General features: G+C 64.0%; 22 protein-coding genes and 1 riboswitch. Of the genes, 15 read left to right on the plus strand and 7 right to left on the minus strand.

Annotated features, from left to right (window positions below; translation table 11 throughout):
- Positions 1-16 precede the first annotated feature (16 nt).
- The gene (hldE, locus tag POS17_RS02605; RefSeq protein ID WP_016968290.1) at positions 17-1,450 is read left to right on the plus strand and encodes a bifunctional D-glycero-beta-D-manno-heptose-7-phosphate kinase/D-glycero-beta-D-manno-heptose 1-phosphate adenylyltransferase HldE; all 1,434 of its coding nucleotides are present in this window, start codon (positions 17-19) and stop codon (positions 1,448-1,450) included.
- Positions 1,451-1,497: 47 nt separating this feature from the next.
- On the opposite strand, the gene POS17_RS02610 is transcribed toward hldE, so the two are convergent.
- The 4 genes from POS17_RS02610 to POS17_RS02625 form a co-directional block, all read right to left on the minus strand.
- Entirely contained in the window at positions 1,498-2,469 is a 972-nt protein-coding gene (locus tag POS17_RS02610; protein ID WP_060837235.1) for a hypothetical protein, read from the minus strand.
- 62 nt (positions 2,470-2,531) lie between these two features.
- Positions 2,532-3,353, minus strand: a complete 822-nt coding sequence (locus POS17_RS02615; protein ID WP_060837236.1) for an aldo/keto reductase — start codon at positions 3,351-3,353, stop codon at positions 2,532-2,534.
- Entirely contained in the window at positions 3,350-4,525 is a 1,176-nt protein-coding gene (locus POS17_RS02620; protein ID WP_060837237.1) for an NAD(P)/FAD-dependent oxidoreductase, read from the minus strand. The genes POS17_RS02615 and POS17_RS02620 overlap by 4 nt, the downstream gene beginning before the upstream one ends.
- A gap of 110 nt (positions 4,526-4,635) precedes the next feature.
- A complete protein-coding gene (locus tag POS17_RS02625; RefSeq protein WP_011058907.1) occupies positions 4,636-4,968 on the minus strand; it encodes a DMT family transporter in 333 nt (110 codons plus the stop codon).
- A gap of 110 nt (positions 4,969-5,078) precedes the next feature.
- On the opposite strand from POS17_RS02625, the gene POS17_RS02630 reads away from it, so the two are divergent.
- Both POS17_RS02630 and waaA read left to right on the plus strand, forming a co-directional pair.
- Positions 5,079-5,963 carry a LysR family transcriptional regulator gene (locus POS17_RS02630; protein WP_162492853.1) on the plus strand — a complete coding sequence of 295 codons (885 nt, stop codon included), beginning with the start codon at positions 5,079-5,081 and terminating at the stop codon, positions 5,961-5,963.
- 22 nt (positions 5,964-5,985) lie between these two features.
- A complete protein-coding gene (waaA, locus tag POS17_RS02635; protein ID WP_060837239.1) occupies positions 5,986-7,266 on the plus strand; it encodes a lipid IV(A) 3-deoxy-D-manno-octulosonic acid transferase in 1,281 nt (426 codons plus the stop codon).
- A 98-nt stretch (positions 7,267-7,364) separates the two neighbouring features.
- Here the strand turns inward: waaA and POS17_RS02640 are convergent, their stop codons facing one another.
- The gene (locus POS17_RS02640; protein WP_060837240.1) at positions 7,365-8,795 is read right to left on the minus strand and encodes a TolC family outer membrane protein; all 1,431 of its coding nucleotides are present in this window, start codon (positions 8,793-8,795) and stop codon (positions 7,365-7,367) included.
- A 196-nt stretch (positions 8,796-8,991) separates the two neighbouring features.
- Positions 8,992-9,096: riboswitch (TPP riboswitch) on the plus strand.
- Positions 9,097-9,259: 163 nt separating this feature from the next.
- Here POS17_RS02640 and thiC point away from each other — a divergent pair.
- Positions 9,260-11,149, plus strand: a complete 1,890-nt coding sequence (gene thiC / locus POS17_RS02645) for a phosphomethylpyrimidine synthase ThiC (RefSeq protein WP_060837241.1) — start codon at positions 9,260-9,262, stop codon at positions 11,147-11,149.
- Between the two features lie 100 nt (positions 11,150-11,249).
- Positions 11,250-12,536, plus strand: coding sequence for a putative hydroxymethylpyrimidine transporter CytX (cytX, locus tag POS17_RS02650; RefSeq protein ID WP_060837242.1), 1,287 nt, complete (start codon positions 11,250-11,252; stop codon positions 12,534-12,536).
- On the opposite strand, the gene POS17_RS02655 is transcribed toward cytX, so the two are convergent.
- Positions 12,508-13,251: an RsiV family protein gene (locus POS17_RS02655; RefSeq protein WP_060837243.1), complete on the minus strand. Its 744-nt coding sequence runs from the start codon at positions 13,249-13,251 to the stop codon at positions 12,508-12,510. The genes cytX and POS17_RS02655 overlap by 29 nt on opposite strands.
- A gap of 224 nt (positions 13,252-13,475) precedes the next feature.
- Here POS17_RS02655 and POS17_RS02660 point away from each other — a divergent pair, with 224 nt between their 5' ends.
- From POS17_RS02660 to POS17_RS02700, 9 genes are all read left to right on the plus strand, one after another.
- The gene (locus tag POS17_RS02660) at positions 13,476-14,093 is read left to right on the plus strand and encodes an NUDIX domain-containing protein (protein ID WP_060837244.1); all 618 of its coding nucleotides are present in this window, start codon (positions 13,476-13,478) and stop codon (positions 14,091-14,093) included.
- Positions 14,084-14,536, plus strand: a complete 453-nt coding sequence (locus tag POS17_RS02665) for a DUF1249 domain-containing protein (RefSeq protein ID WP_060837245.1) — start codon at positions 14,084-14,086, stop codon at positions 14,534-14,536. Before POS17_RS02660 ends, POS17_RS02665 begins: the two co-directional genes overlap by 10 nt.
- A gap of 99 nt (positions 14,537-14,635) precedes the next feature.
- On the plus strand, positions 14,636-15,451 hold the full coding sequence (cpdA, locus tag POS17_RS02670) for a 3',5'-cyclic-AMP phosphodiesterase (RefSeq protein ID WP_060837246.1): 816 nt from the start codon (positions 14,636-14,638) through the stop codon (positions 15,449-15,451).
- A 67-nt stretch (positions 15,452-15,518) separates the two neighbouring features.
- The gene (locus POS17_RS02675; RefSeq protein WP_060837247.1) at positions 15,519-16,127 is read left to right on the plus strand and encodes a YqiA/YcfP family alpha/beta fold hydrolase; all 609 of its coding nucleotides are present in this window, start codon (positions 15,519-15,521) and stop codon (positions 16,125-16,127) included.
- Positions 16,128-16,169: 42 nt separating this feature from the next.
- On the plus strand, positions 16,170-18,074 hold the full coding sequence (gene parE, locus POS17_RS02680) for a DNA topoisomerase IV subunit B (RefSeq protein ID WP_060837248.1): 1,905 nt from the start codon (positions 16,170-16,172) through the stop codon (positions 18,072-18,074).
- Positions 18,074-19,057 carry an esterase-like activity of phytase family protein gene (locus POS17_RS02685; RefSeq protein WP_060837249.1) on the plus strand — a complete coding sequence of 328 codons (984 nt, stop codon included), beginning with the start codon at positions 18,074-18,076 and terminating at the stop codon, positions 19,055-19,057. The genes parE and POS17_RS02685 overlap by 1 nt, the downstream gene beginning before the upstream one ends.
- A complete protein-coding gene (locus tag POS17_RS02690; protein WP_060837250.1) occupies positions 19,054-19,575 on the plus strand; it encodes a retropepsin-like aspartic protease family protein in 522 nt (173 codons plus the stop codon). Before POS17_RS02685 ends, POS17_RS02690 begins: the two co-directional genes overlap by 4 nt.
- A gap of 7 nt (positions 19,576-19,582) precedes the next feature.
- The gene (gene parC / locus POS17_RS02695; RefSeq protein WP_060837251.1) at positions 19,583-21,841 is read left to right on the plus strand and encodes a DNA topoisomerase IV subunit A; all 2,259 of its coding nucleotides are present in this window, start codon (positions 19,583-19,585) and stop codon (positions 21,839-21,841) included.
- A 178-nt stretch (positions 21,842-22,019) separates the two neighbouring features.
- Entirely contained in the window at positions 22,020-22,730 is a 711-nt protein-coding gene (locus tag POS17_RS02700; protein ID WP_060837252.1) for a PqiC family protein, read from the plus strand.
- Positions 22,731-22,949: 219 nt separating this feature from the next.
- On the opposite strand, the gene POS17_RS02705 is transcribed toward POS17_RS02700, so the two are convergent.
- Positions 22,950-24,476, minus strand: a complete 1,527-nt coding sequence (locus POS17_RS02705) for an AhpA/YtjB family protein (protein WP_060837253.1) — start codon at positions 24,474-24,476, stop codon at positions 22,950-22,952.
- A gap of 133 nt (positions 24,477-24,609) precedes the next feature.
- On the opposite strand from POS17_RS02705, the gene serB reads away from it, so the two are divergent.
- On the plus strand, positions 24,610-25,824 hold the full coding sequence (gene serB / locus POS17_RS02710) for a phosphoserine phosphatase SerB (RefSeq protein WP_016964907.1): 1,215 nt from the start codon (positions 24,610-24,612) through the stop codon (positions 25,822-25,824).
- Positions 25,825-25,846: the final 22 nt, after the last annotated feature.

Genomic DNA, 25,846 nt, shown 5'->3' on the forward strand with positions numbered 1-25,846 from the left:
GTATGTGGGATGCTCCATGAAGTTGTCCATGCCGCGATTCGATCAAGCCCCTGTCTTGGTGGTCGGCGATGTCATGCTCGACCGTTACTGGCATGGTGGTACCTCACGGATTTCCCCTGAGGCACCGGTGCCGGTGGTCAAGGTCGAGCAAATCGAGGACCGCCCGGGTGGTGCCGCTAACGTTGCCCTGAACATCGCCGCTCTCGGCGCTCCGGCGTCTCTGGTGGGGGTGACCGGTGACGATGAGGCTGCCGACAGTCTGGCCAACAGCTTGAAAGGCGCGGGCGTACGGGCGCTGTTCCAGCGCATTGCTCACCAGCCGACCATCGTCAAGCTGCGGGTCATGAGCCGTCACCAGCAGTTGCTGCGTATCGATTTCGAAGAGCCGTTCGCCACTGACGCCCTGGCCCTGGCGGCCGAGGTCGACGCCCTGCTCGACGGGATCAAGGTGCTGGTGCTGTCCGACTACGGCAAGGGCGCGCTGCGTAATCATCAGGTATTGATCGCGGCGGCGCGGGCGCGGGGCATTCCGGTGCTGGCCGATCCCAAGGGCAAGGATTTTTCCATCTATCGCGGCGCCAGCCTGATCACGCCGAATCTCAGCGAGTTCGAAACCATCGTCGGCGGCTGTGCCGATGAGCACGAGCTGGTGAGCAAGGGCGCCAAGCTGATGCACGATCTGGAGCTGGGAGCGCTGCTGGTGACCCGTGGCGAGCACGGTATGACCCTGTTGCGTCCGGAGCACCCGCCCCTGCACCTGCCGGCCCGTGCCCGTGAAGTATTCGATGTCACCGGTGCCGGGGATACGGTGATCTCTACCCTGGCCGCTGCCATTGCTGCCGGTGAAGAGTTGCCCCATGCCGTGGGCCTGGCCAATCTGGCGGCGGGCATCGTGGTCGGCAAGCTGGGGACTGCCGCCATCAGCGCGCCGGAATTGCGCCGGGCGATCCAGCGCGAGGAAGGTTCCGAGCGTGGGGTCCTGAGCCTCGACCAGCTGCTGCTGGCGATTGACGACGCCCGGGCGCACAACGAGAAGATTGTGTTCACCAATGGCTGCTTCGACATTCTCCATGCCGGCCACGTGACCTACCTGGAACAGGCTCGGGCCCAGGGTGACCGGCTGATCGTGGCGATCAACGACGATGCCTCGGTCAGTCGCCTCAAGGGCCCCGGCCGGCCGATCAACAGTGTCGACCGACGCATGGCGGTGCTGGCGGGATTGGGCGCCGTGGACTGGGTGATCAGTTTCCCTGAAGGCACTCCGGAAAACCTGTTGACCCAGGTACGGCCGGATGTGCTGGTCAAGGGCGGCGACTATGGCATCGATCAGGTGGTGGGCGCAGATATCGTCACCGCTTATGGCGGTACGGTGAAGGTGCTGGGGCTGGTCGAGAACAGCTCGACCACCGCCATCGTCGAGAAGATCCGCAAGACCGACAAGGCCGAGTAACGGCCGCAGTGAAAAAAAGGCGCCCGCTCCAGGCGCCTTTTTTTGCCTCAGCCCTGGCGCCTGGCCTTGGCCGGAACCATCTTGCGCAGGATCTGCCGGGCCTTGCCGGTCAGGCGTGAGAGTTTCGAGTCCTTCTCCGGTTCACTCAGGCCTCGTTGCCTGAGCCAGTCCTTCCAGCGAATCCGCTCGTCGCGCACCACCCAGCCTTCCTGCTGGGCGAAGCTTTCTGCCAGGTACAGGCCACGGGTGCTCGCCGGGTGCAACTGGTCCTTCCTCAGGGTGTAGAGCTCGGCGCAAGGTTCGCCGTTCTCCAGGGGCATCAGGTACAGGTCCGGGCGCTTGCGGTCCAGGCGGGCCACCAGTTGATCACCTTCCAGGCGTTCATCGACGTGGAACAGGCTCAGGGACTTGGCTTCCCGGGGCACCTCCAGGCGCAGGTCGTAGATCAGCTGCAGCGATGCCGTGGGCAGGTGGACATAGGCCTGGGGACGCTCGAGCAATTGCAGGTTGGCGCAACGCACCGGCCGCGCCGCGCCGGACAGCGGCGTCAGGCGAAAGGGCAGGGCTTCGCGGTAGTGCAGGGCCCCGGCATAGGGGGCGGGGAGCCAGGTGTCGTTGAAGCGTCCGCCGAGCCAGCCTTCCGGGGTTTCCAGCAGGCATTCCTCGGCAATTTCCTGGATGGCGGTGAGCAGCGGCAGGTTCAGCTCATGGGCCGGCACGTAGCCGGAGATCAGCTTGAGCACCACGTCGCCGCGATCCTGGCGGCGCTGGCGCACCAGTACCCAGTAATCGCGGTTCTGCCAATTCAGGGTCAGGCGCACCGAGACCCCGAGGTTGGCCAGCTCCAGAGCGAAACGCTGGTTATCGGCCACGGTCACCGGGCGTCGGCGCTGCAGGGTCTGGGCGAAGTTCAGCGGCATGCCCACGCTCTGGTAGCACAGGCCTTCGGGAGTCGCTTCGACGAACAGGGGCAGGGTCTTGAAGTTGCTGGGGTTCTTTCTAATCAGCGGTCGCGACATCTCGGCTCCTTCTTGCGTCGGGGTCGGCCGCGTCGGCGGCATCAGTTTTGGCCCAGGGCCTGTCACCCAGCGGGAACAGCCCCTAGAACCTGTGCCACAGTCGTCACGTTATGGGCCAGGTGCAGCGGATTGATTGTCCCGACAATAGCACTGGCCACACCGGGCCGGTCAAACAGCAATTCGAAGCTGGCCCGCACCGGGTCGGTGCCCGGGCTCAGGCACACGTGGCCGCTGGCCAGGGCCTTTTTCACCAGGATGCCCTTGTGCTGGGCGGCGGCATAATCAATGACCGCCCGCTCGGCCTGTTCGTTCAGATTGTAGGTAACCATGGCGCAATCGCCTCGTTCCAAGGCCTTCAAACCGCCGTCCACGGTCTTGCCGGAGAAGCCGAAGCCGCGGATCTTGCCCTCCTGCTTGAGCTGCGCCAGGGTCTGGTAGACCTCGCACTGCTCGAGGATCGCCAGGTCGTTGCCGTCGGAATGCACCAGCACCAGGTCGATGAAGTCGGTTTCCAGGCGTTGCAGGCTGCGTTCCACGGATAGTCGAGTGTGGGCGGCGCTGAAGTCGTGGCGGGACACGCCGTCGGCAAACTCTTCGCCGACCTTGCTGACGATCACCCATTCCTGGCGCTGGCCCCGCAGCAGCGGGCCCAGGCGTTCCTCGCTGCGGCCGTAGGCCGGAGCGGTGTCGATCAGGTTGATGCCCAGGTCGCGGGTCAGTTTGAGCAGCATGCGCGCTTCCTGGTCGTCCGGGATCTGGAAGCCGTTGGGGTATTTCACGCCCTGGTCACGGCCCAGCTTGACCGTGCCCAGGCCCAGGGGGGAAACCATCAGCCCGGTGCTGCCGAAGGGGCGATGCAGGTCGTGCAGGGTTGGCTGGCTCATGGCAGCAGTTGCTCCCAGGCCGTTTGCGCCAGGGGCGGCTTGGGCAGGTCGGGGAGGGCCTGGCTGGGGCCAGGGCGAATGCCATCGCGCTCCAGGGCCGCCAGGACTCGGTCAGCAAAGTCCGGCGCCAGGGCCAGTTTGGTCGGCCAGCCCACCAGCAGGCGGTCTTGTCCGGCGAGGAAGGCGTTGTCCGGGCGGGTCAGGCCTGATTGTGCCGGTTCCGCCCGTTCCACTCGCAAGGTGGCCCATTGCGCCTGGCTCAGGTCGACCCAGGGCAGCAGCTGTCCCAGTTCCTTTTGGGCTGCAGCGATCTGCGCCGCCGGCTCCCGGGCCACGCCGTCGGCTTCGGCGAGATCGCCCCCCAGGTACCAGACCCACTGGCCGTCGGCGGCCGGATGGGTGGTGACGGTGATCCGCGGCTTGGGGCCGCCGCCCAGGCAATGGGCGTACAGCGGTTTCAGGCTGGGTCCCTTGACCAGCACCATGTGCAGCGGGCGTCGCTGCATGGCCGGCTGGCTCAGGCCGAGCGCCTGGAGCAGCTCGGCATTGCCGGCACCGGCGCTGAGGACGATGCGCTGCGCGCGAATTTCCCGATCATCGATCCGCAGGCCCACCAGCTGGCCGCTCTCGCGCAGTGGCTCGATCTTCTGGCCGGCCAGCAGGCTGTCGCCGCCCAGGTCCGCCAGACGCTGGATGACGCTGGGCACGTCCACCACCAGCTCGGCCAGCCGATAGACCTTGCCCTTGAAGCGCTTGTCCTGCAGCGCTGGAGGCAGTTGCTCGCCCTTGACCTGGTCGACCCGGCCGCGCACGGCCTTGCTGGCAAAGAAGCTGGTGAGGTTGCCGGCCAGGGTGCCGGGGGACCAGAGATAGTGGGACTCGGAGAGCAGGCGCACACCGGACAGGTCCAGCTCGCCGGTACCGGCCAGGGCCTCGCGCCAGCGCCGGGGCATGTCGGCGATGGCTTCCGAGGCGCCGGTGAGGGCACCGTGCAGGGCGTACTTGGCGCCGCCGTGAATGATCCCCTGGGACTTCACGCTCTGTCCGCCACCGAGGCTGGCGCTTTCCACCAGTACAGTGGAAAAGCCCTGGCGCCGCAGGCGGGCGTTGAGCCAGAGACCGGCGACGCCTGCGCCGACAATCAGCACATCGGTGGAAATAGCGGATGGCATGCAGCGACCTCGGTAAACAAAACGAAGGCGCAAGTTTCAAGCCTCAAGCCTCAAGCTGCAAGCATGGCACTCACTCTTGCCGCTTGAAGCTTGTCGCTTGAGGCTGCTTTTTAATGCCCGGCGGTTTTCGAGAACAACTGGATCACCACCACGCCGAGGACGATCAGCGCCATGCCCAGCATCGCCGGGATATCCAGCTTCTGGCCGTACAGGAACAGCGCGGCAATGCTGACCATGACGATGCCCATGCCGGCCCATACCGCATAGGCCACGCCCACCGGGACGGTGCGCACTACCAGGGTCAGCATCCAGAAGGCCACGCCGTAGCCGACGATGATCAGCGCCAGGGGCAACGGTGTGCTCAGGCCCTTGACCGCTTTCATTGAAACAGTGGCAATCACTTCCGCGCAGATGGCGATGGCCAGGTAGTAGTAAGCGTTCATGGGAGGGTTCCTCGTGTTTGGGACTGCTTTCTGAGGTCGGCATTCTAGAGACTGCCCAGATGGGGTAAAGTCATTACCTATCTGTTATGGAGATAGGTTGCGCTATGAACATGCAATGGAACCTGGAGCAGTTGCGGCTGTTCGTCAGTGTCGCCGAGCTGCGTTCGTTTTCCGCGGTGGCCCGCCAGCAACGCAAGGCGCAATCGGCCATCAGCAGCGCCATCGCTCTGCTGGAGGAGGACCTGGGGGTCAGCCTGTTCGAGCGCAGCAGCGGGCGCCAGCCCAAGCTCAGCGAAGCCGGCAGTGCCTTGTTGCAGGAGGCGCGGGAGATTCTGCGCCAGTGCGATCGCCTCAATGGCCGGGCCCTGGCCTTGATGCGGGGCCAGGAGGCGCGGTTGCGCCTGGCCCAGGATGAGGCGATGCCTTACCAGCCGGTGCTCGACAGCCTGGAAGCCCTGGCCGAGCGCTTTCCCAGCCTGGAGGTGCAACTGGCCAGCGGCGCCCAGGGCGATGTGGCGCGCAAGCTGGTGGAGCGCCGGGCCGACCTGGGCTTGCTGTTCCACCATGAGCAGATGCCCGAAACCCTGGAGCGTCAGGCCCTGGGCAGCGTTGAAATGGTCACGGTGTGTGCCGTGGGGCATCCCCTGGCCCATGAAAAACGAGTCAATCGCCAGCTCCTGGCCCGGCACCGGCAGTTGCTGATCGCCCCGCAACTCAGTGGTTATCCCGGTGGTGAGCAAGTCAGCCCCCAGGTCTGGCGGGCGGACAGCTTCTACGTGATGGCCGAATGGCTGATGCGTGGCCTTGGTTGGGCCTGGTTGCCGCGGCATGTGGTGCAGTACCCGACCTATCAGCATCAGATGGTGGAGCTGGTCAGCGAATGGACGCCGCCGGCGCTGGTGGTTGAGCTGGCCTGGCGCCGCGACGAGCCCCTGGGGCCGGCCGCGCGCTGGCTGGCGGAACGTTTTGCCGTGCACCTGAAGGCGATCGGCTAAAAAACCGATAAACTCCGCCGCCATGAATAGAACTCTCTATACCGCACTGTTTTACCTGGGGCTGCCATTGGTAGCGATTCGCCTGTGGCTGCGTTCGCGCAAGGCCCCGGCTTATGCCAAGCGCATTGGCGAGCGCTTCTCTCTGGGCTTGCCGGTGATGCAGACCGGCGGTATCTGGGTGCATGCGGTGTCCGTGGGCGAGAGCATTGCCGCGGCGCCAATGATCCGGGCCCTGTTGGCCCGTCATCCGCAACTGCCGATTACCGTGACCTGCATGACCCCCACCGGCTCCGAGCGCATTCAGGCGCTGTTCGCCCATGAGCCGCGCATCCAGCATTGCTACCTGCCTTACGATCTGCCTTGCGCTGCTGCGCGCTTTCTCGATCGGGTGCAGCCCAAGCTGGCGGTGATCATGGAAACCGAACTGTGGCCCAACCACATCGACCAGTGCGCTCGGCGCGGGATTCCGGTGGCCCTGGCCAATGCCCGATTGTCCGCGCGTTCGGCCAAGGGTTATGGGCGCTTTGCCGGTCTGACGGCGCCGATGCTGGCGCAGATGAGCCTGTTCGCGGTGCAGACCGAGACCGAGGCCCAGCGTTTCCGGGAGCTGGGCGCGCGTCCCGAGACGGTGGAAGTGACAGGCTCGATCAAGTTCGACCTGAGCATCGATCCGCAACTGCTGGTGCGTGCCCGTGAGCTGCGCCAGCAGTGGCAGGCCATGGACCGCCCGGTATGGATCGCCGCCAGTACCCACGAAGGTGAAGACGCCGTGGTGCTCGACGCCCATCGACAACTGCTGGCCAGTTACCCGAATGCCTTGCTGATTCTGGTGCCACGGCACCCGGAACGCTTCAACTCGGTGTACGAGCTGTGTCGGCAACAGGGTTTCACGACCATTCGCCGCTCCGCCGGCGAGCCAGTGGACGCCACCACCTCGGTGTTGCTGGGGGACACCATGGGCGAGTTGCTGTTCCTCTATGCCCTGGCCGACAGCGCCTTTGTCGGTGGCAGCCTGGTGGCCAACGGCGGGCACAATCTGCTGGAGCCGGCGGCGCTGGCCAAGCCGGTGATCAGCGGGCCGCACCTGTTCAACTTCCTGGAAATCGCCGCGATGCTGCGCGAGGCCGGAGCCTTGCAGGAGGTGGATGACGCCGAGGGGCTGGCGGTGGCGGTGCAGCGTCTGTTCGAGTTGCCCCGGGATGCGCAGAAGATGGCCGAGGCCGGGCTCAAGGTGCTCAAGGCCAACCAGGGGGCCTTGCAGCGGTTGTTGGATGGCCTTGATCGTCTCTTGAACAGGCACTGATCGTCCGTCTGTAGCCGCTGCCGCAGGCTGCGTTCGGCGGCGTAGCGGCCACAAAAAAAGGCCACCCGCAAAGGTGGCCTTTTTCATGGCTCCAGGCTTCAGGGACGAGCCTTGAGCTGCTCCTGTGCGGCCTTGGCCAGGTCCGGCGGCAGGAAGTCGCGGTCCGGGTTGTAGTCGGCCTTGAGGTAGCGCGACAGGTCCTGCAGGTCGCCGGGGTTGAGGGTGCCGGCGGCCTGTTTCAGGCGCAGGTTGTCGAGGATGTAGTCGTAGCGGCTGTTGTTGTAGTTGCGCACCGAGGTGTACAGCTGACGTTGGGCATCCAGCACGTCGACGATATTGCGCGTCCCCACCTGATAGCCGATTTCCGTGGCTTCCACGGCGCTCTGGTTGGAGATGATCGACTGGCGTCGGGCCTGGACCTGTTCGACATCGGTGTTCACCGCGCGATGCAGGTTGCGGGTGTTCTCCACCACCTGGCGACGCAGGGATTCGCGCTGCTGCTCGGTCTGGCTCAGGCGCGAGTAGGACTCGCGGACCTGGGAGCTGGTCAGGCCGCCGCTGTAGATCGGGATGTTCAGTTGCAGGCCGATGGAGCGCTGCTCGACATCGCTGCCGTAGCGCGTCAACGGGTTGGGGTTGCTGAAGCCCAGGGCGTCGTTATCGCCTTTCTTGTACTGCGCCACGGCGTCCAGGGTCGGGGCGTGCCCGGCCTTGCGCTGCTTGAGGGTTTCCTCGGCGGCGCTGACCGCGTAGTTGCTGGCCAGCAGGTTGAGGTTCTGCCGGGCGGCGGTGTCGACCCAGGCCTTGGCGTCGTTGGGCGTCGGTGCCAGCACCGGCAGGGTGTGGACAATGCCCTGGATCGAGTTGTACTCGCGGTTGGTCAGGGTGATCAGCGCTTCGAAAGCGTCATCCACCTGACGCTGGGCGAGGATCCGGTTGGCCCGGGCGGTGTCGTAGCTGGCCTGGGCCTGCAGGACGTCGGTCTTGTCCGACAGACCCACGTCGAAGCGTTCGTTGGACTGGTCCAGTTGACGCTTGAAGGCGGCTTCCTCGGCCTTGGTCGAGGCCAGGTTGTCCTGGGCGCGCAACACCGCGAAGTAGTTTTCCGCGCTTTGCAGGATCAGGTTCTGTTCGGTGGCCGAGAGCTGCAGCGAGGCCTGCTCGTTGATGTCCTTGGCGGCCTGCAGCTGGAACCAGCGGTCGGCGCGGAACAGCGGCTGGGCCAGGGTCGCCTGGTAGACGTTGCCGCTGCGGGTCGAGGCCATGGATGGCTCATCGAACTTGGTGCGGGTGTTGTTGATGTCCGCCCCCGCCGAGAGGTTGGGCAGCAGCCCGGCGCGGGCCTGGGGCACCACTTCCTTCTGGGCGCCGTACTGAGCGCGGGCAGCGGCCAGATCGGCGTTGTTGTCCACCGCTTCCTGGTAGACGCTGACCAGATCGGTCTTGGTGGTCAAAGGCGCTTCTGCTGCCCATGCCATTCCATTGGACGCACAAGACACGGCAACAGCCAGTGAGAGTTTGCGCAGCATTCGGCGATCCCTAGAGTTGATATTACGGAGATAATCCAGGCGCCAAGGCTAAGGCGCGGTCCATGGAGCGTCAAGGTTCGACATAGGGCAGGGAGTGTAGAGCTGCTGACCTAGGGCAACAATCCTGCAATTACGCCATTCATCCTGCTTATTGCACCGGTGTTGGCGTTCTGTCCCGGCTTTGTCTAGACTGGCGCGGTTCTTGTCGGGGTGCCTTGCTATGAGGCTGAGATCGGATAATCCGGATCCCGTTGAACCTGATCAGGTTAGCGCCTGCGTAGGGAACAAGATTTCTCGTCACCCGGCGAGTCCTCTTGTGCTTCGTCCGGGATGTTGTTCGACAATCGAACACCCCTCGAGTACCAAGCACTGCACTCACTAGTTGCTTAGACAGGGTGCGTCCGTCCGTTACAGGTTCGCTCCGACAACAATCCACTGCCTGGATGCTGTCTGGAGAGCCCGTGATGACGACAAAACTAAAAAACGCTAGCAACCTCAGTGAGTCGGCCCAAGTCGACCAACAATCGGTTCAGCCCTTTACCCGCTCGCAAAAAATCTATGTCCAGGGTTCGCGCCCGGACATCCGCGTGCCCATGCGCGAAATCACCCTGGACGTGACCCCCACCGATTTCGGTGGCGAGATCAACGCCCCGGTGACCGTGTACGACACCTCCGGCCCCTACACCGACCCGAACGTGGTGATCGATGTGCGCAAGGGCCTGGGCGATGTGCGTTCGGCGTGGATCGAAGACCGTGGCGACACCGAGCGCCTGCCCGGCCTGAGCTCCAACTTCGGCCAGCAGCGCCTGGCGGACCCGGAACTGACCCAGCTGCGTTTTGCCCACGTCAACAACCCGCGCCGGGCCAAGGCCGGGGCCAACGTCAGCCAGATGCACTACGCGCGCAAAGGCATCATCACCGCCGAGATGGAATACGTCGCCATCCGCGAAAACATGAAGCTGCAGGAGGCCCGCGCCGCCGGCCTGCTGAACCAGCAACACGCCGGCCACAGCTTCGGCGCCAGCATCCCCAAGGAAATCACCCCCGAGTTCGTGCGCGAGGAAATCGCCCGTGGTCGCGCGATCATTCCGGCCAACATCAACCACGTTGAACTGGAACCGATGATCATCGGCCGCAACTTCCTGGTGAAGATCAACGGCAACATCGGCAACAGCGCCCTGGGTTCCTCCATCGAGGAAGAAGTGGCGAAACTGACCTGGGGCATCCGCTGGGGTTCGGACACGGTGATGGACCTGTCCACCGGTAAGCACATCCATGAAACCCGCGAGTGGATCATCCGCAACTCGCCGGTGCCGATCGGCACCGTGCCGATCTACCAGGCCCTGGAAAAGGTCAACGGCGTGGCCGAGGACCTGACCTGGGAGCTGTTCCGCGACACCCTGATCGAACAGGCCGAACAGGGCGTGGACTACTTCACCATCCACGCCGGGGTGCTGCTGCGCTATGTGCCGCTGACCGCCAAGCGGGTCACCGGCATCGTGTCCCGTGGCGGTTCGATCATGGCCAAGTGGTGCCTGGCGCACCACAAGGAGAACTTCCTCTACACCCACTTCGACGAAATCTGCGAAATCATGAAGGCCTACGACGTCAGCTTCTCCCTGGGAGATGGCCTGCGTCCGGGTTCGATTGCCGACGCCAACGACGAAGCCCAGTTCGGCGAGCTGGAAACCCTCGGCGAGCTGACCAAGATCGCCTGGAAGCATGACGTGCAGTGCATGATCGAAGGCCCGGGCCACGTCCCGATGCAGTTGATCAAGGAAAACATGGACAAGCAGCTGGAGTGCTGCGACGAGGCGCCGTTCTACACCCTCGGCCCGCTGACCACCGACATCGCTCCCGGTTACGACCACATCACCAGCGGCATCGGTGCGGCAATGATCGGCTGGTTCGGTTGCGCCATGCTCTGCTACGTCACGCCCAAGGAGCACCTGGGCCTGCCGAACAAGGATGACGTGAAGACCGGGATCATCACCTACAAGATCGCCGCCCACGCCGCCGACCTGGCCAAAGGTCACCCCGGCGCGCAGATCCGCGACAACGCCTTGTCCAAGGCGCGTTTCGAGTTCCGCTGGGAGGACCAGTTCAACCTGGGCCTGGACCCGGATACCGCCCGTTCGTACCACGACGAAACCCTGCCCAAGGACTCGGCCAAGGTGGCGCATTTCTGCTCCATGTGCGGGCCGAAGTTCTGCTCGATGAAAATCACTCAGGAAGTTCGCGAGTACGCGGCCAACCAGCGCATCGACGCGGTGGACGTGGACGTCGCCAAGGGCCTGGCGGAGCAGGCCGAGCGCTTCAAGCAGGAAGGCAGCCAGCTGTACAAGAAGGTCTAAGCCACGAGCTGCAAGCTTCAAGTGGAAAGCAAAGGGCGACGTGCTTTTTCTTGACGCTTGAGGCTTGCAGCTTGCTCCTGTCCCTTTTGAGATATATCCCTTGAACAGTCCAAGTACCTATTCCCCCAATCTTGCGGTGCCCGCCGACAAGCGTGTGTTTGGCGCCCGGGATCTGTTTTCCCTGTGGTTCTCCCTCGGCATCGGTTTGATGGTGCTGCAGACCGGTGCGCTGTTGGCGCCAGGCCTGGGGCTGTCTCATGCGTTGCTGGCGATCTTTCTTGGCACCGCTGTGGGCGTTCTGCTGCTGGCGGCGGTGGGGGTGATCGGTAGCGACACCGGTCTGTCGTCCATGGCTGCGCTCAAGCTCAGCCTGGGCCGCCGCGGCGCCAGTCTGCCGGCGTTGCTCAACCTGCTGCAGTTGGTGGGCTGGGGCGCGTTTGAAATCATCGTCATGCGCGATGCCGCCAGCCTCCTGGGCACCCGGGCCTTCAGTGAAGGCAGCCTGCTGGCCAATCCGCTGCTCTGGACCCTGTTTTTCGGTGCCCTGGCGACCTTGCTGGCGGTCAGTGGCCCCTTGACCTTTGTCCGCCGGATCCTGCGCAAGTGGGGCATCTGGCTATTGCTCGCGGCGTGCCTGTGGCTGACCTGGAACCTGTTCGCCCGGGCCGACCTGGCGGCGCTCCGGGCTCAGGCCGGGGATGGCTCGATGCCGTTTGCCGCAGGCTTCGACATCGCCATTGCCATGCCCTTGTCGTGGTTGCCGCTGATCGCCGACTACTCGCGCTTCGGCAAGCGCGCCAAGAGCGTGTTCGGCGGCACGGCCCTGGGTTTTTTCATCGGCAATTTCTGGCTGATGAGCCTGGGCGTTGCCTACACCCTGGCCTTCGCCCCGAGCGGTGAGGTGAATGCCTTGCTGTTGGCGCTGGCCGGTGCCGGGTTGGGGATTCCGCTGCTGCTGATCCTGCTGGACGAGTCGGAGAACGCCTTTGCCGACATTCATTCGGCGGCGGTTTCCAGTGGCATTCTGCTGCGCCTGAAGGTCGAGCACCTGGCCCTGGCCATCGGTGTGCTCTGCACCCTGATCGCCTGCCTGGCACCGCTGGCCCAGTATCAGAACTTCCTGCTGTTGATCGGCTCGGTGTTCGCGCCGCTGTTTGGCGTGGTGCTGGTGGATCACTTCATCCTGCGCCGACGCTGCGGGGATGATTCGCTGTCAGCCTGGCGCTGGACCGCGCTGTTGGCCTGGCTGGGTGGGGTGAGCACCTATCACCTGCTGGCCAACCTGTATCCGGATGTCGGGGCTACCCTGCCGTCGCTGCTGCTGGCAGGGCTGTTGCAGTGGCTGCTGGGCCGGGCGCTCAGTTCCCGGGAAACAGCTCGGGCTTGAGCACGCCCTTGAGGCGGTCGTAGGGAATCTGCAATTCGATATGGCCCAGCACCGAGGGCGCGATGGTGCTGACGTCGTACTTGAGGGTCACGGCTTTCTGGGTCAGCGCCACGTTGGCGGTTTTCTGGAACGGCCAGGTCTTGATGAATTCGGCTTCGCGATCCAGGTGGGTGCTGATCAACCAGTTGTTGTGGGCGACCCGCGCGGCCTTCCAGAACATCTCCTCCTGGCCGGGCAGCAGCATGTCCGCCAGGCTCAGCGCCCGATGCTGCTGGCGCGAATAGTTGACGAAGCCCCGGCCCGGGGTGCCGTTGGCGGCACCGGTGTCCAGGTAGCTGGCCAGCTCGATGATCACCAGGCCGTCATGCTGCTCGCGTACCTTGGATTGCAGGTACATGCCGTGGCGGTCCGCTGCGCTGCGCAGGAACTGCTCGCGGTAGGCTTCCAGGCTGGCCGGCAGCGCTGCGTCGGGGCTGGTGCGGGTCATTTGCAGCAGGCGTTTTTCGACGATGGCATCCAGTTGCGGCTCGGCGGGAAAGTGCACGGTGTCGAGGTTGACCAGCGGACAGTCGGCGCCGCTGCAGCCGGGCTTGAGCTGCTCGGACTTCTCGCGCTTGGTTTCCAGCGGCGTGTTGTAGCTTGGCTGAAACAGGCTTTGGCAGGCGCCCAGGGTCAGGGCGATACAGGCCACGGAGGCGATTTTTACAAGCGACATGGGCGTCCTTCATAAACCAGGGGGAGGCATGGGTTACCGGCTTCGACTGCCTGCGAGGCAGTCGGTTCGCCACTAAGCTCAATAGAGGCAATTAGATTAGGTTTAGCCCCTCGCCGTCTATCCCGCTGAGGCTAAAGGGGCTGCATCGGCAGCGGCGGGCGCGTTAGGATGGCGCGAAGTCGAGGGGGATCCTCGGGACGAACAGGCTGTACACGAGGATTGCTATGACTGACTTTGCCAACTCCACGCCGAGTGCCGTCGAGATCATCCGGCGCGAGAACTGCTTCCAGGGTTTCTATCGGCTCGACCGCCTGCAACTGCGTCATGAATTGTTCGCCGGTGGCATGGGGCGGGAAATCAATCGTGAGGTTCTGCTGCGTCACGATGCGGTGTGCGTACTGCCGTACGATCCGCAGCGCGATGAGGTGGTGCTGATCGAACAGTTTCGCATCGGTGCCATGGGCAAGGCCGCCACGCCCTGGCTGGTGGAACTGGTGGCCGGGTTGATCGACAAGGACGAGCAGCCGGAAGAGGTGGCGCGTCGTGAGGCGCAGGAGGAAGCTGGCCTGGAAATCTCGGCGCTGTGGCCGATGATCGAGTATTTCCCGTCGCCAGGGGGCAGCACCGAATTCGTTCATCTGTTCCTGGGACGATGCGACAGCAGTGCCGCCGGCGGGTTGCACGGGCTGGAGGAAGAGGCGGAAGACATCCGGGTTTCGGTGATGGCCTATGAAGATGCGCAGCAGGCCATGCGCGATGGGCGGATCTGCAATGCCGCCAGCATCATTGCCTTGCAGTGGCTGGCGCTCAATCGCGCTGAAGTGAGGGGGTTATGGTCGTAAACAAGGTACGCGACCGCTATCGGGTGGATCTGGCGGGGCTGCAAGCTTCCTGCGAGGCCAACTATGCCCGACTGATGCGCCTGCTGCCTGACATGCGCAACCAGCCTGTGGCTCGGCGCATCGCCGTGACCCAGGGCGAGCAGATGCTCGGCGTCCTGGCCCTGGAAGTGGTGCTGACCTGCCCTTACACCACCACCTTGCAGGTGCGCCAGGAGCACAGTCTGCCCTGGCTGCCGGTGCCGCAACTGGAGGTACAGGTCTATCACGATGCGCGCATGGCGGAAGTCATCAGCGCCGAGCATGCCCGGCGGTTTCGCAGCATCTATCCCTATCCGAATGCCTTCATGCACCAGCCGGACGAGAAGGCCCAGCTGAATGTTTTCCTGGGGGAGTGGCTGAGCCATTGCCTGGCCTGTGGGCACGAGTTCGAAGCCGTGCGCTAGATGTGAACTGGGTCCGCTTCCCGGGTTTCCTCTTTTTTGCTTCCCCCAGCATAATTACCGCCTTCATCATGCTTTGTGCCCTTGCACCGGGAGAACGCCGTGCCAAGCGTATCCGCACTGACTGCCGACGACTCGGTGCTGCTGGTGCAACTGTCCGATAGCCATCTGTTTGCCGAGACCGACGGTGCGCTGCTGGGCATGAACACCGCCGACAGCCTGCAACGGGTCATCGACCTGGTGCTGGCGCAGCAGCCGCGTATCGACCTGATGCTGGCCACCGGCGATCTGTCCCAGGACGGCACTCTGGAGTCCTATCAGCGCTTTCGTCAGTTGACCCGGCAGATTCCGGCGCCAGGCCGCTGGTTGCCCGGTAATCACGACGAGCCACAGGTCATGCAGCTGGCGACGCGGGACAGCGATCTGCTGGAACCGGTCATCGACATCGGCAACTGGCGCATAACCCTGCTGGATTCGTCGGTGCCCGGTTCAGTGCCGGGCTATCTGCAGGACGACCAGTTGCAATTGCTGGCCCGCTCCCTGGGCGAGGCGCCCGAGCGTCATCACCTGATTTGCCTGCACCACCATCCGGTGTCCATCGACTGCGCCTGGATGGAGCCCATCGGCCTGCGCAATGCCGAGGCGCTGTTTGCCGTGCTCGACCGCTTCCCCCAGGTTCGCGCCTTGCTCTGGGGGCATGTGCATCAGGAGATCGACCGCTTGCGTGGCGACGTGCGGCTGTTGGCCTCACCCTCTACCTGCATCCAGTTCGAGCCCGGCAGCGACGATTTCAAGGTCGAAGAACAGGTGCCCGGCTATCGCTGGCTGCGCCTGCTGCCCGATGGACGGTTGGAAACCGGTGTACAACGGGTCCACGGCTACGCATTCAGCATCGATTACGGCAGCAACGGCTACTGAAGCGGCTTCGTTAGCTGCCGTCATCCCTGTAAACTGCGGCTTTTGCCCAGGTGCACAGGGAGTTCGCATGTCCGGTTCGATCCTTTATATCCACGGCTTCAACAGTGCGCCCGCGTCAACCAAGGCCTCCCAGTTGCGGCGCGTCATGGAGCAGTTGGGGCTGGGCGAGCAATTGCGCGTACCGGCCCTGCATCACCATCCGCGCCAGGCCATTGGCCAGCTGGAACAGGCGATTGCCGAACTCGGTCGTCCATTGCTGGTCGGCAGCTCGCTCGGCGGCTACTATGCGACTCACCTTGCCGAGCGCTATGGTCTGAAAGCCCTGCTGATCAACCCTGCTGTCAGCCCGCACCGGATGTTCGACGGTTATCTGGGCACGCAGAAGAACCTGTACACCGACGAAACCTGGGAACTGACCCACGACCACGTGGCGGCGCTGGCGGCGCTGGAAGTCGCGCCACTCCAGGACCCGCAGCGTTATCAGGTGTGGTTGCAGACCGGGGACGAGACGCTGGACTATCGCAGCGCCGAGCGCTACTACCGCGCCTGTGCCTTGCGCATCCAGGCCGGCGGCGATCATAGTTTCCAAGGATTTACCGGACAATTGCCGGCAATGTTGAATTTTGCCGGCATCACTGCCGATCAGTACCAGGCGATCGACTTCACGGCACTGTGAAGCCTCGCCCCATATTCATTGAACGACTAACGACGAGAACCCATGGCCACTCCCAGCGCTAGCTCTTATAACGCAGACGCCATCGAAGTCCTCTCGGGACTCGACCCGGTGCGCAAACGCCCGGGCATGTACACCGACACCACGCGGCCCAACCACCTGGCCCAGGAAGTCATCGACAACAGTGTCGACGAAGCCCTGGCCGGCCATGCGAAGTCGATACAGGTCATCCTGCACGCCGATCACTCCCTGGAAGTCTCCGACGACGGCCGCGGCATGCCCGTGGACATCCACCCGGAAGAGGGCGTCTCCGGGATCGAGCTGATCCTCACCAAGCTCCACGCCGGCGGCAAGTTCTCCAACAAGAACTACCAGTTCTCCGGCGGTCTGCACGGGGTGGGTATTTCCGTAGTCAACGCCCTGTCGAATCAGGTGCGGGTACGGGTCAAGCGCGACGGCAACGAATACCAGATGACCTTCGCCGATGGCTACAAGGCCAGCGAGCTGGAAGTGGTCGGCACCGTCGGCAAGCGCAACACCGGCACCAGCGTGTACTTTGCCCCGGACCCGAAATACTTCGATTCGCCGAAATTCTCCGTCAGCCGCCTCAAGCACGTGCTCAAGGCCAAGGCCGTGCTGTGCCCGGGGCTGCTGGTGAGCTTCGAGGACAAGTCCAGCGGCGAGAAGGTCGAGTGGCATTACGAAGATGGCCTGCGTTCCTACCTGGTGGACGCGGTCAGTGAATTCGAGCGCCTGCCCAACGAGCCGTTCTGCGGCAGCCTGGCAGGCAACAAGGAAGCGGTGGACTGGGCCCTGCTGTGGCTGCCCGAAGGCGGCGACAGCGTTCAGGAAAGCTACGTCAACCTGATCCCCACGGCCCAGGGCGGTACCCACGTCAACGGCCTGCGCCAGGGCCTGCTGGATGCCATGCGCGAGTTCTGCGAATTCCGCAACCTGCTGCCCCGCGGCCTGAAGCTGGCCCCGGAAGACGTCTGGGAGCGCATCGCCTTCGTCCTGTCGATGAAGATGCAGGACGCGCAATTCTCCGGCCAGACCAAGGAGCGGCTGTCGTCCCGTGAGGCGGCGGCGTTCGTGTCCGGAGTGGTCAAGGACGCCTTCAGCCTGTGGCTCAATGCCAACCCCGAGTTGGGCATGCAACTGGCGGAGCTGGCCATCAGCAACGCCGGCCGCCGCCTGAAGGCCAGCAAGAAGGTCGAGCGCAAGCGCATTACCCAGGGCCCGGCACTGCCCGGCAAGCTGGCGGACTGCGCCGGCCAGGACCCGATGCGTTCCGAGCTGTTCCTGGTGGAGGGTGATTCCGCGGGTGGTTCGGCCAAGCAGGCACGGGACAAGGAATTCCAGGCGATCCTGCCGCTGCGCGGCAAGATCCTCAACACCTGGGAAGTGGACGGCAGCGAAGTTCTGGCCAGCCAGGAAGTGCACAACATTGCGGTGGCCATCGGTGTCGATCCGGGCGCCGAGGACATGAGCCAGCTGCGCTACGGCAAGATCTGCATCCTCGCCGACGCCGACTCCGACGGTCTGCACATCGCCACCTTGCTCTGTGCCCTGTTTGTCCAGCATTTCCGTCCGCTGGTGGATGCCGGCCACGTCTATGTGGCCATGCCGCCGCTGTACCGCATCGACCTGGGCAAGGAAATCTACTACGCCCTGGACGAGGCCGAGCGCGACGGCATTCTCGACCGCCTGGTGGCCGAGAAGAAACGCGGCAAGCCCCAGGTCACCCGATTCAAGGGGCTGGGTGAAATGAACCCGCCGCAGTTGCGCGAGACCACCATGGACCCGAACACTCGGCGCCTGGTGCAGTTGACCCTGGACGACGTCGAGGCTACCGCGGAAATCATGGACATGCTGCTGGCGAAGAAACGCGCCGGTGATCGCAAATCCTGGCTGGAGTCCAAGGGCAACCTGGCCGAGGTGCTGGCCTGATGCACAGAGGTTTTGCCCTGGCCCTAGCGCTATTGGCAACCTCGGTGGTGGCCGCGCCTGCGCCCGAACTGACCTTGCTGTCCGAGCATCCTGTGGAAGGCATGCGCGGTGGCAATCTGTCTGGGCTGGCGCTGTGCGGCCAGGAGCTGTGGACGGTTTCCGACCGCGACGACGATCAGATCTACAAGCTCGATACCCGCGACAGCGTCTGGCAGGCCGAGGCCCTCAAGCTGGAAGTGCCGGCGGTGCCGGACACGGGCTTGCCCTGGGGCTTGAAGTCGCGGACCTGGGCCGCGTCCTTCGTGCGTGGCGGCGACCTGGATTTCGAAGGCATCTCCTGCGACGCCGCGGGCAACAAATATGTGGTCAGCGAGGCTCACGCCACGGTGCTCAAAGTCCCGGCGCAAGGCGCTCCGGCCTGGTTGAAGATTTCGCCGATCATGGTCCGTGAAGCGCGGGCCAGCGGCATGCTCCTGCATTTCAACGCCTTGTTCGAAGGCCTGGCGGTGAACCCCGCCGGTGACCGGATCTGGCTGGCGGCAGAGCGAGAGCGGCGCGGGCTGTTGTTGATCAAGCGGGGGCAGACCACCTGGGACTGTGATGGCGGTTGCGTGCTGCTCAGTGAGGCCGGCTCGGAAATGCAGCCACCGCAGGTGCCCAACGCCAAGGCGGTGTCCCGGGACTTTGCCGACCTTTCGCTGTTCGATGGCAAGCTGTTCACCCTGGAGCGCAATGCCTACCAGATCTGCCGCCGGGATGCGCAGAGCGCCAAGGTTGAGCTGTGCTGGTCCTTTGCGGCCGAGGCGCTGCTGGAACACCGGCGTTATCCACAGCCTTACGGCTTGGCGGAGGCTCTGGTGGTGGATGCCAAGGGTGCCTGGATCGGGCTGGACAACAACAACGGCGCCCGCGCCGATGGCGAGGCCCGCCCCATCGTCTGGCGCTTTGCCGCCCCTGAAGGCGGCTGGAGTGCCAAGCCATGAGCCAGCAACCGGGCAAGAGCGCCGGGCGGGTGATGCTGATCCTGGCCTGGGCCGCGGCGCTGTTCCTGGCCACGCGGTTCTTCGCCGACTGGGAGGCTCGCCAGGAGAACCCCAACACTGTCGTCAGTTCGCAACAACATGAGGGTTACATCGAAGTGAAGCTGGTCGGTAACGGCCAGGGGCATTTCGTTGCCAGCGGCCATATCAACGGGCAGCCGGTGCAATTCATGCTCGATACCGGGGCTACCGAAGTCTCGATTCCTTCCGGGCTCGCCGAGCGCCTGGGCCTGGATCGCGGGGTGCCGGTGACCCTGAGTACCGCCAACGGGCGCAGCGAGGGTTATCGGACCCGCATCGAGCGTCTGCAACTGGGGGATATCGTTCTCCAGGACGTCAGGGCCCTGGTGGCCCCGGGGCTCGACGGCGACCAGATTTTGCTGGGCATGAGCGCTTTGAAGAAACTTGAATTTACTCAGCGCGGCGGCACCATGCTGCTGCGCCAGACCACGAACCAATGAGGCCCGCATGAGCGACTCCCTTGATCTCAGCCTGGATGGCGTAGAACGCCGGTCACTGGCTGACTTCACCGAAAGTGCCTACCTCAACTACTCCATGTACGTGATCATGGACCGTGCTTTGCCGCATATCGGCGACGGCCTGAAACCGGTACAGCGGCGTATCGTCTACGCCATGAGTGAGCTGGGGCTGGATGCCGATTCCAAGCACAAGAAATCCGCGCGTACCGTGGGTGATGTGCTCGGTAAGTTCCACCCTCACGGGGATTCCGCCTGCTACGAAGCCATGGTGCTGATGGCCCAGCCCTTCAGCTACCGCTACACACTGGTGGATGGCCAGGGCAACTGGGGTGCGCCGGACGATCCCAAGTCCTTCGCGGCCATGCGTTACACCGAGGCGCGTCTGTCGCGCTATTCCGAAGTGCTGCTCAGCGAGCTGGGCCAGGGCACGGCAGACTGGGGGCCGAACTTCGACGGCACCTTGCAGGAACCTCTGGTATTGCCGGCGCGTCTGCCGAATATCCTGCTCAACGGCACCACCGGTATCGCCGTGGGCATGGCCACCGACGTGCCGCCGCACAACCTGCGGGAAGTGGCTTCGGCCTGCGTGCGTCTACTGGACGAACCCAAGGCCACGGTGGAGCAGCTCTGCGAGCATATCCAGGGGCCGGATTACCCCACCGAAGCGGAAATCATCACCCCGCGCGCCGACCTGCTGAAGATCTATGAAACCGGCCGTGGCTCGGTGCGCATGCGCGCCGTGTATCGGATCGAGGATGGCGACATTATTGTTACCGCACTGCCGCACCAGGTCTCCGGGGCCAAGGTACTGGAGCAGATCGCCGCGCAGATGCAGGCCAAGAAGCTGCCGATGGTGGCCGACCTGCGGGACGAGTCGGACCACGAGAACCCCTGCCGCATCGTGATCATCCCGCGCTCCAACCGGGTCGATCCCGATGAGCTGATGCAGCATCTGTTCGCCACCACCGAGCTGGAGTCGACCTACCGGGTCAACATCAACATTATCGGTCTGGACGGCAAGCCGCAGTTGAAGAACCTGCGGGCGTTGCTGGTGGAATGGCTGGAGTTCCGGGTGGCCACCGTGCGCCGGCGCCTGCAGTTCCGCCTGGACAAGGTCGAGCGTCGCCTGCACCTGTTGGACGGCTTGCTGATCGCCTACCTCAACCTGGATGAAGTGATCCACATCATCCGCACCGAGGAGCATCCACGGGCCAAGCTGATCGAGCGTTTTGCCCTCAGCGAAATCCAGGCCGACTACATCCTCGACACCCGTCTGCGGCAACTGGCGCGTCTGGAAGAGATGAAGCTGCGGGCCGAGCAGGACGAGTTGCTCAAGGAGCAGGCCAAGCTGCAAGCCCTGCTCAACAGCGAAACCAAGCTCAAGAAGCTGGTGCGCACCGAATTGCTGCAAGACGCAGAAACCTACGGCGACGATCGTCGTTCGCCGATCGTCGCCCGCGCGGAAGCCAAGGCCCTGTCGGAAAACGAGCTGATGCCCACCGAGCCGGTGACCATCGTTCTGTCGGAAAAAGGCTGGGTCCGTTGCGCCAAGGGGCATGATATTGACGCCACGGGTCTGTCCTACAAGGCCGGTGACGGCTACAAGACCGCCGCTGCCGGGCGGTCCAACCAGTTTGCGGTGTTCATCGATTCCACCGGCCGCAGTTACTCGGTGGCGGCCCACACGCTGCCATCGGCCCGTGGCCAGGGCGAGCCGCTGACCGGTCGCCTGACGCCGCCGCCGGGTGCGACCTTCGAATGCGTGCTGCTGCCGGATGACGAGGCTCTGTATGTGATCGCATCCGACGCGGGCTACGGTTTCGTGGTCAAGGGCGAGGACTTGCAGGCCAAGAACAAGGCGGGCAAGGCGCTGCTGAGCCTGCCGAACAACGCCAAGGTTCTGGCGCCGCGGCCGGTGGCCGATCGCGAGCAGAACTGGCTGGCTTCGGTAACCACCGAAGGGCGTCTGTTGGTGTTCAAGATCAGCGATCTGCCGCAGTTGGGCAAAGGCAAGGGCAACAAGATCATCGGCATTCCCGGTGAGCGGGTGGCCAGCCGCGAAGAGTACGTCACCGACATCGCGGTGTTGCAGGATGGCGCGACCCTGGTATTGCAGGCGGGCAAGCGGACCTTGTCGCTGAAGGCCGACGACCTAGAGCACTACAAGGGCGAGCGCGGACGCCGGGGCAACAAACTGCCGCGCGGATTCCAGCGGGTCGATGCGTTGTTGGTAGAGCCTCTCAGTTGAGTGCCGGCCAGAGCGCTTGATCCTGGATTTAAGCGGCGGATCGATGCTGGAACACTGGAGTCAAGGCGCATATTCACGGATGATATGCGCGTTTCAAACGCCGGCCTTGCCGGCGTTATTCAATTTTTTTGAGTATTTACACTGTGGCCAGCCTTGTGGCCGCCACCTGGATGGGATGATGACTGCTCTGCGCCTTCCTCTTGTTTTTCTGCTCGCGGGCGTTCTTGGCCTGGCGGGTTGCAGCGTGCACCAGCCGGTGTCGCTGTATCAGCTGGACAGCGGAAGTCCAGCTCAGCCGGCCAGTGCCGGCATGTCGGTATTGTTGGGACCGGTGCTGATCGCCGATTACCTGCAACGCGAAACCCTCCTGCAACGCCAGGACGATGGCAGCCTGCAAGCCTCCACCGACGGTCGTTGGGCGGGCAGCCTGTCTTCGGACATCGACCAGCTGCTGTTGCGCCAGGTGGCCGGTCATCTGGACAGTCAGCGCGTAGTGCTGGCGCCGGCGACCAGCGGTTTCACCCCGGATGTACAGGTTCTGCTGTCGATCACTCGCCTGGATTCCGGCAAGTCGCAACCGGCGGTGCTGGATGCGCAGTGGCGTCTGATCGATCGGCGTGGTCAGGTGCGGGATAACCGCATCGTGCACCTGCAGGAGCAGCATGCGGGCACCACCGCTTCCCAGGTCCAGGCTCAGGGCGTGCTGTTGCAGCGCCTGGCCGAGCAATTGTCGGTCGCCCTCAAGCCCCTGGCCAACCAGCCGGCCGTGGCCGAGGTGCCGCGCAAGGCGCCGCCGGCACCGGTGGCCAAGCCGGTAGAGCAGGAGAAGCAGCCAAAGATTCCGATGGCCACGCCGATCCGCACGGATATGGAAGTGTTCAGGTTCTGAACGTAGTGGCTAAGACGAGGCCCGCCCATTGGCGGGCCTTGTCGTTTCTGCAGTGGGGTGGGGGAGGTCGGGTCGCTTTTTGTCCTGGCAAGCCAGTTTCTACCGAGTCTGCGGGACTGTTGTAGGCGCTGGTTTGCCGGCGAAGGGCTCCACGTTGCCCACCCGCCAAGCATAAAAAAGCCCGCACTTGGCGGGCTTTTTCTTGGACGCAGGGCAGCCTTACAGCTTGGCCCGTGTCTCATGCATGCGCGCCAGTTGCCGCTCCAGCATCGAGGGGTAGGGCTCCATCAGCCGTTCGACACAGCAAGCCCCTTCCGGGCTGGCGATAGGGCGGATGCGTGCGCGCTGACGGATCAAGGCGTCGTCATTGACCTGGCGTTCCACCAGCAGCAGGTTGCGGCTGTGCTGGGACAGTGCCAGGGCATCCTGGGCGCTCTCGGTCAGCAGCAGGTCGATCTGGCTCAGGCCGAACAGCCCTTCGCCCAGGGTCAGGCCCAGTTGCAATTGCAGGGTGATGCCGCTGTCCGCCACTTCGATCTGCAGGGCATGGCCCAGGGCGCGCAGCAGTTCGCCGCAGCAGATGGCGTTGGTCAGGTAATCGTCGCCGCTGTCTTCGCTGTGGAACAGCATCAGCGTGCTGCCGTCGTTCAGGGTGTGCAGCTCGCTCTGGTAGAGCGAGGCGGCCTGATCCAGGCAGTCCCGATAGCGTTCCAGCAGTTCCATCAGGCGGGCCCGTGGCAGGCGGCGCAGCTGCTCCTGGGCTCCCAGTTGTACTGCGAGTACCGCGCTGTGCTGAGGCTGGGCGGGCGTTTGCGGTTGCAGCGCCGGTTTGGGCGCGGGTGTCGACGAGTGATCACGCAGGTCGGCGAACGGATCTTCCTCGTCCAGTTCGTCCTCCTCGGCGCTGACCAGGTGCCGTGGCGCAGGCTTCAGGCCTGCCACGGGCGCGCTTTGATCAAAGCTCGGATCGCGCAGGTTGCGCACTTCGAACCCGGGCTCGGGTTCCTCGTCGGCCTCTGTTTCCAGTTCGGGTTGAGGCTCTGGCTCGGGTTTTTCCGGCACCAGGCGGGCGTGCAGCTGGCGCGCCAGATCGCCGATCTCGTCCTGGCGCTGAGTGGCCGGTGTGTGTTCATCCAGGTCCCGCAGCCAGACCCGCAGTTGCAGCAACGGGGTGGAGATGTGGCGACCCAGGCGCAGGCTCAACGCCAGCGCCAGGGCCAGCAGGATGGCGCTGAGGATGCCCATGCTCTGCAGGCTGATGGTCATTGGCTGCTGGAACTGTGCCATGTCCAGGCTGATCCGCAGATTGCCGGCGGTCACGTCCTGAAAGGTGATCTTGGTCTGGTACACGCCCTCGGTTTCGCCCAGCAGGCTGCTCTTGGGGCGCTGTCCGGCCTCGGCGAGGATGCGGTTGTCGACGCTGTAGATCGCCGCGTGTGCCACCAGCGGGTTCTTGGTCAGGTTGTTGAGCAGGACGTTGAGGCTGAGGATGTCGTTGGACACCAGCAGCTCGGTGGCCGAGGTGGCGGTCTGGGTGGTCAGGCTCTGACCCAGGGCGTCGGCCTGTTCGTGCATGGCTTGCTTGAACTGCAGGCCCATCACGCCGGCATAGATCACCAGGGCCAGGGCGACCAGGATCACGTTATGGCTGGCAATGCGCAATGCAATCGGCACACGACGATGGCGCAGTGCACGGAAGATCAGCAGGAAGAAGTTGTCGGTTTTGACTGGCGTGGGCCGGTTCACTGAGCTCGGCTCTTTTGTCCGTGAATTTGACGCGCAGTATAGCGACAGGCCCTAGACCGGCAAAGCGCTGGCTGTGCCCGATGGTCACCGAAAGTGGGTAGAATGCGCTTTTTTTCCACCTCGGGGGTGCGCCTTGCGCGAAATTGTCCTGATCAACATCACCGGCGAAGATCGTCCCGGTCTGACTGCGGCCATTACCGGCGTTCTGGCCCAGGGCGGTGTGAACATTCTCGACATCGGTCAGGCGGTGATCCACGACACCTTGTCGTTCGGCATCCTGGTTGAAATTCCGAGCAACGAACAGAGCTCTTCGGTGCTCAAGGACATTCTGTTCACCGCCTACAAGCTCGACCAGCAGGTGCGTTTCACGCCGGTGTCCGAAGACGATTACCAGCAGTGGGTCGACGGGCAGGGCAAGCAACGCCACATCGTCACCCTGCTGACCCGCAAGGTCACCGCCGAGCAGTTGCAGCGGGTGAGTTCGATCACCGCCAAGTACGGTCTGAACATCGATCACATCGATCGCCTGTCCGGGCGCATGCCCCTGGACATGCCGGCCGATCAGGGCAAGGGCTGCATCGAGTTCTCGGTGCGTGGCGAGGCCGCTGACCCGCAAGCGCTGCGGGCCGAGTTCCTTAGCGTGGCCCAGGAGCTGAACGTCGACATCGCCTTCCAGGAAGATTCGCTGTTCCGCCGCAACCGCCGCCTGGCGGTGTTCGACATGGACTCGACGTTGATTGAAGCCGAGGTGATCGACGAACTGGCCAAGGCGGCAGGCGTGGGTGACCGGGTGGCAGAAATCACGGAGCGGGCCATGGCGGGCGAGCTGGATTTCCGTGCCAGCTTCAAGGAGCGCCTGGCCTTGCTCAAGGGGCTGGACGTCAGCGTGCTGGACTCCATCGGTGCCTCGTTGCGCCTGACCGAGGGTGCCGAAACCCTGTTCGCCGAACTCAAGCGTCTGGGCTACAAGACTGCAATTCTCTCAGGCGGCTTCACCTACTTCGCCAAGCAGTTGCAGGCCAAGTTGGGCATCGACTACGTGTTCGCCAACGAGCTGGAAGTGGTGGACGGCAAAGTGACCGGCGTGGCGGTGGAGCCGATTGTCGACGCCCAGCGCAAGGCTGATCTGCTGCGCGAGCTGGCGCACAAGGAAGGCCTGCGTCTGGAGCAGACCATCGCTGTCGGTGATGGCGCCAACGACCTGCCGATGCTGGGCATTGCCGGCCTGGGCGTGGCATTCCGAGCCAAGCCGCTGGTCAAGCAGTCGGCCAAGCAGGCGATCTCCACCCTGGGCCTGGATGGGGTGTTGTATCTGCTGGGCTTCCGGGATCGCGACGGTCAGCTCTGAGCAGTGGGGAAAAGCCCCGTGC

It is taken from the genome of Pseudomonas sp. Os17 (assembly GCF_001547895.1).
In the GTDB taxonomy this organism is placed as follows: domain Bacteria; phylum Pseudomonadota; class Gammaproteobacteria; order Pseudomonadales; family Pseudomonadaceae; genus Aquipseudomonas.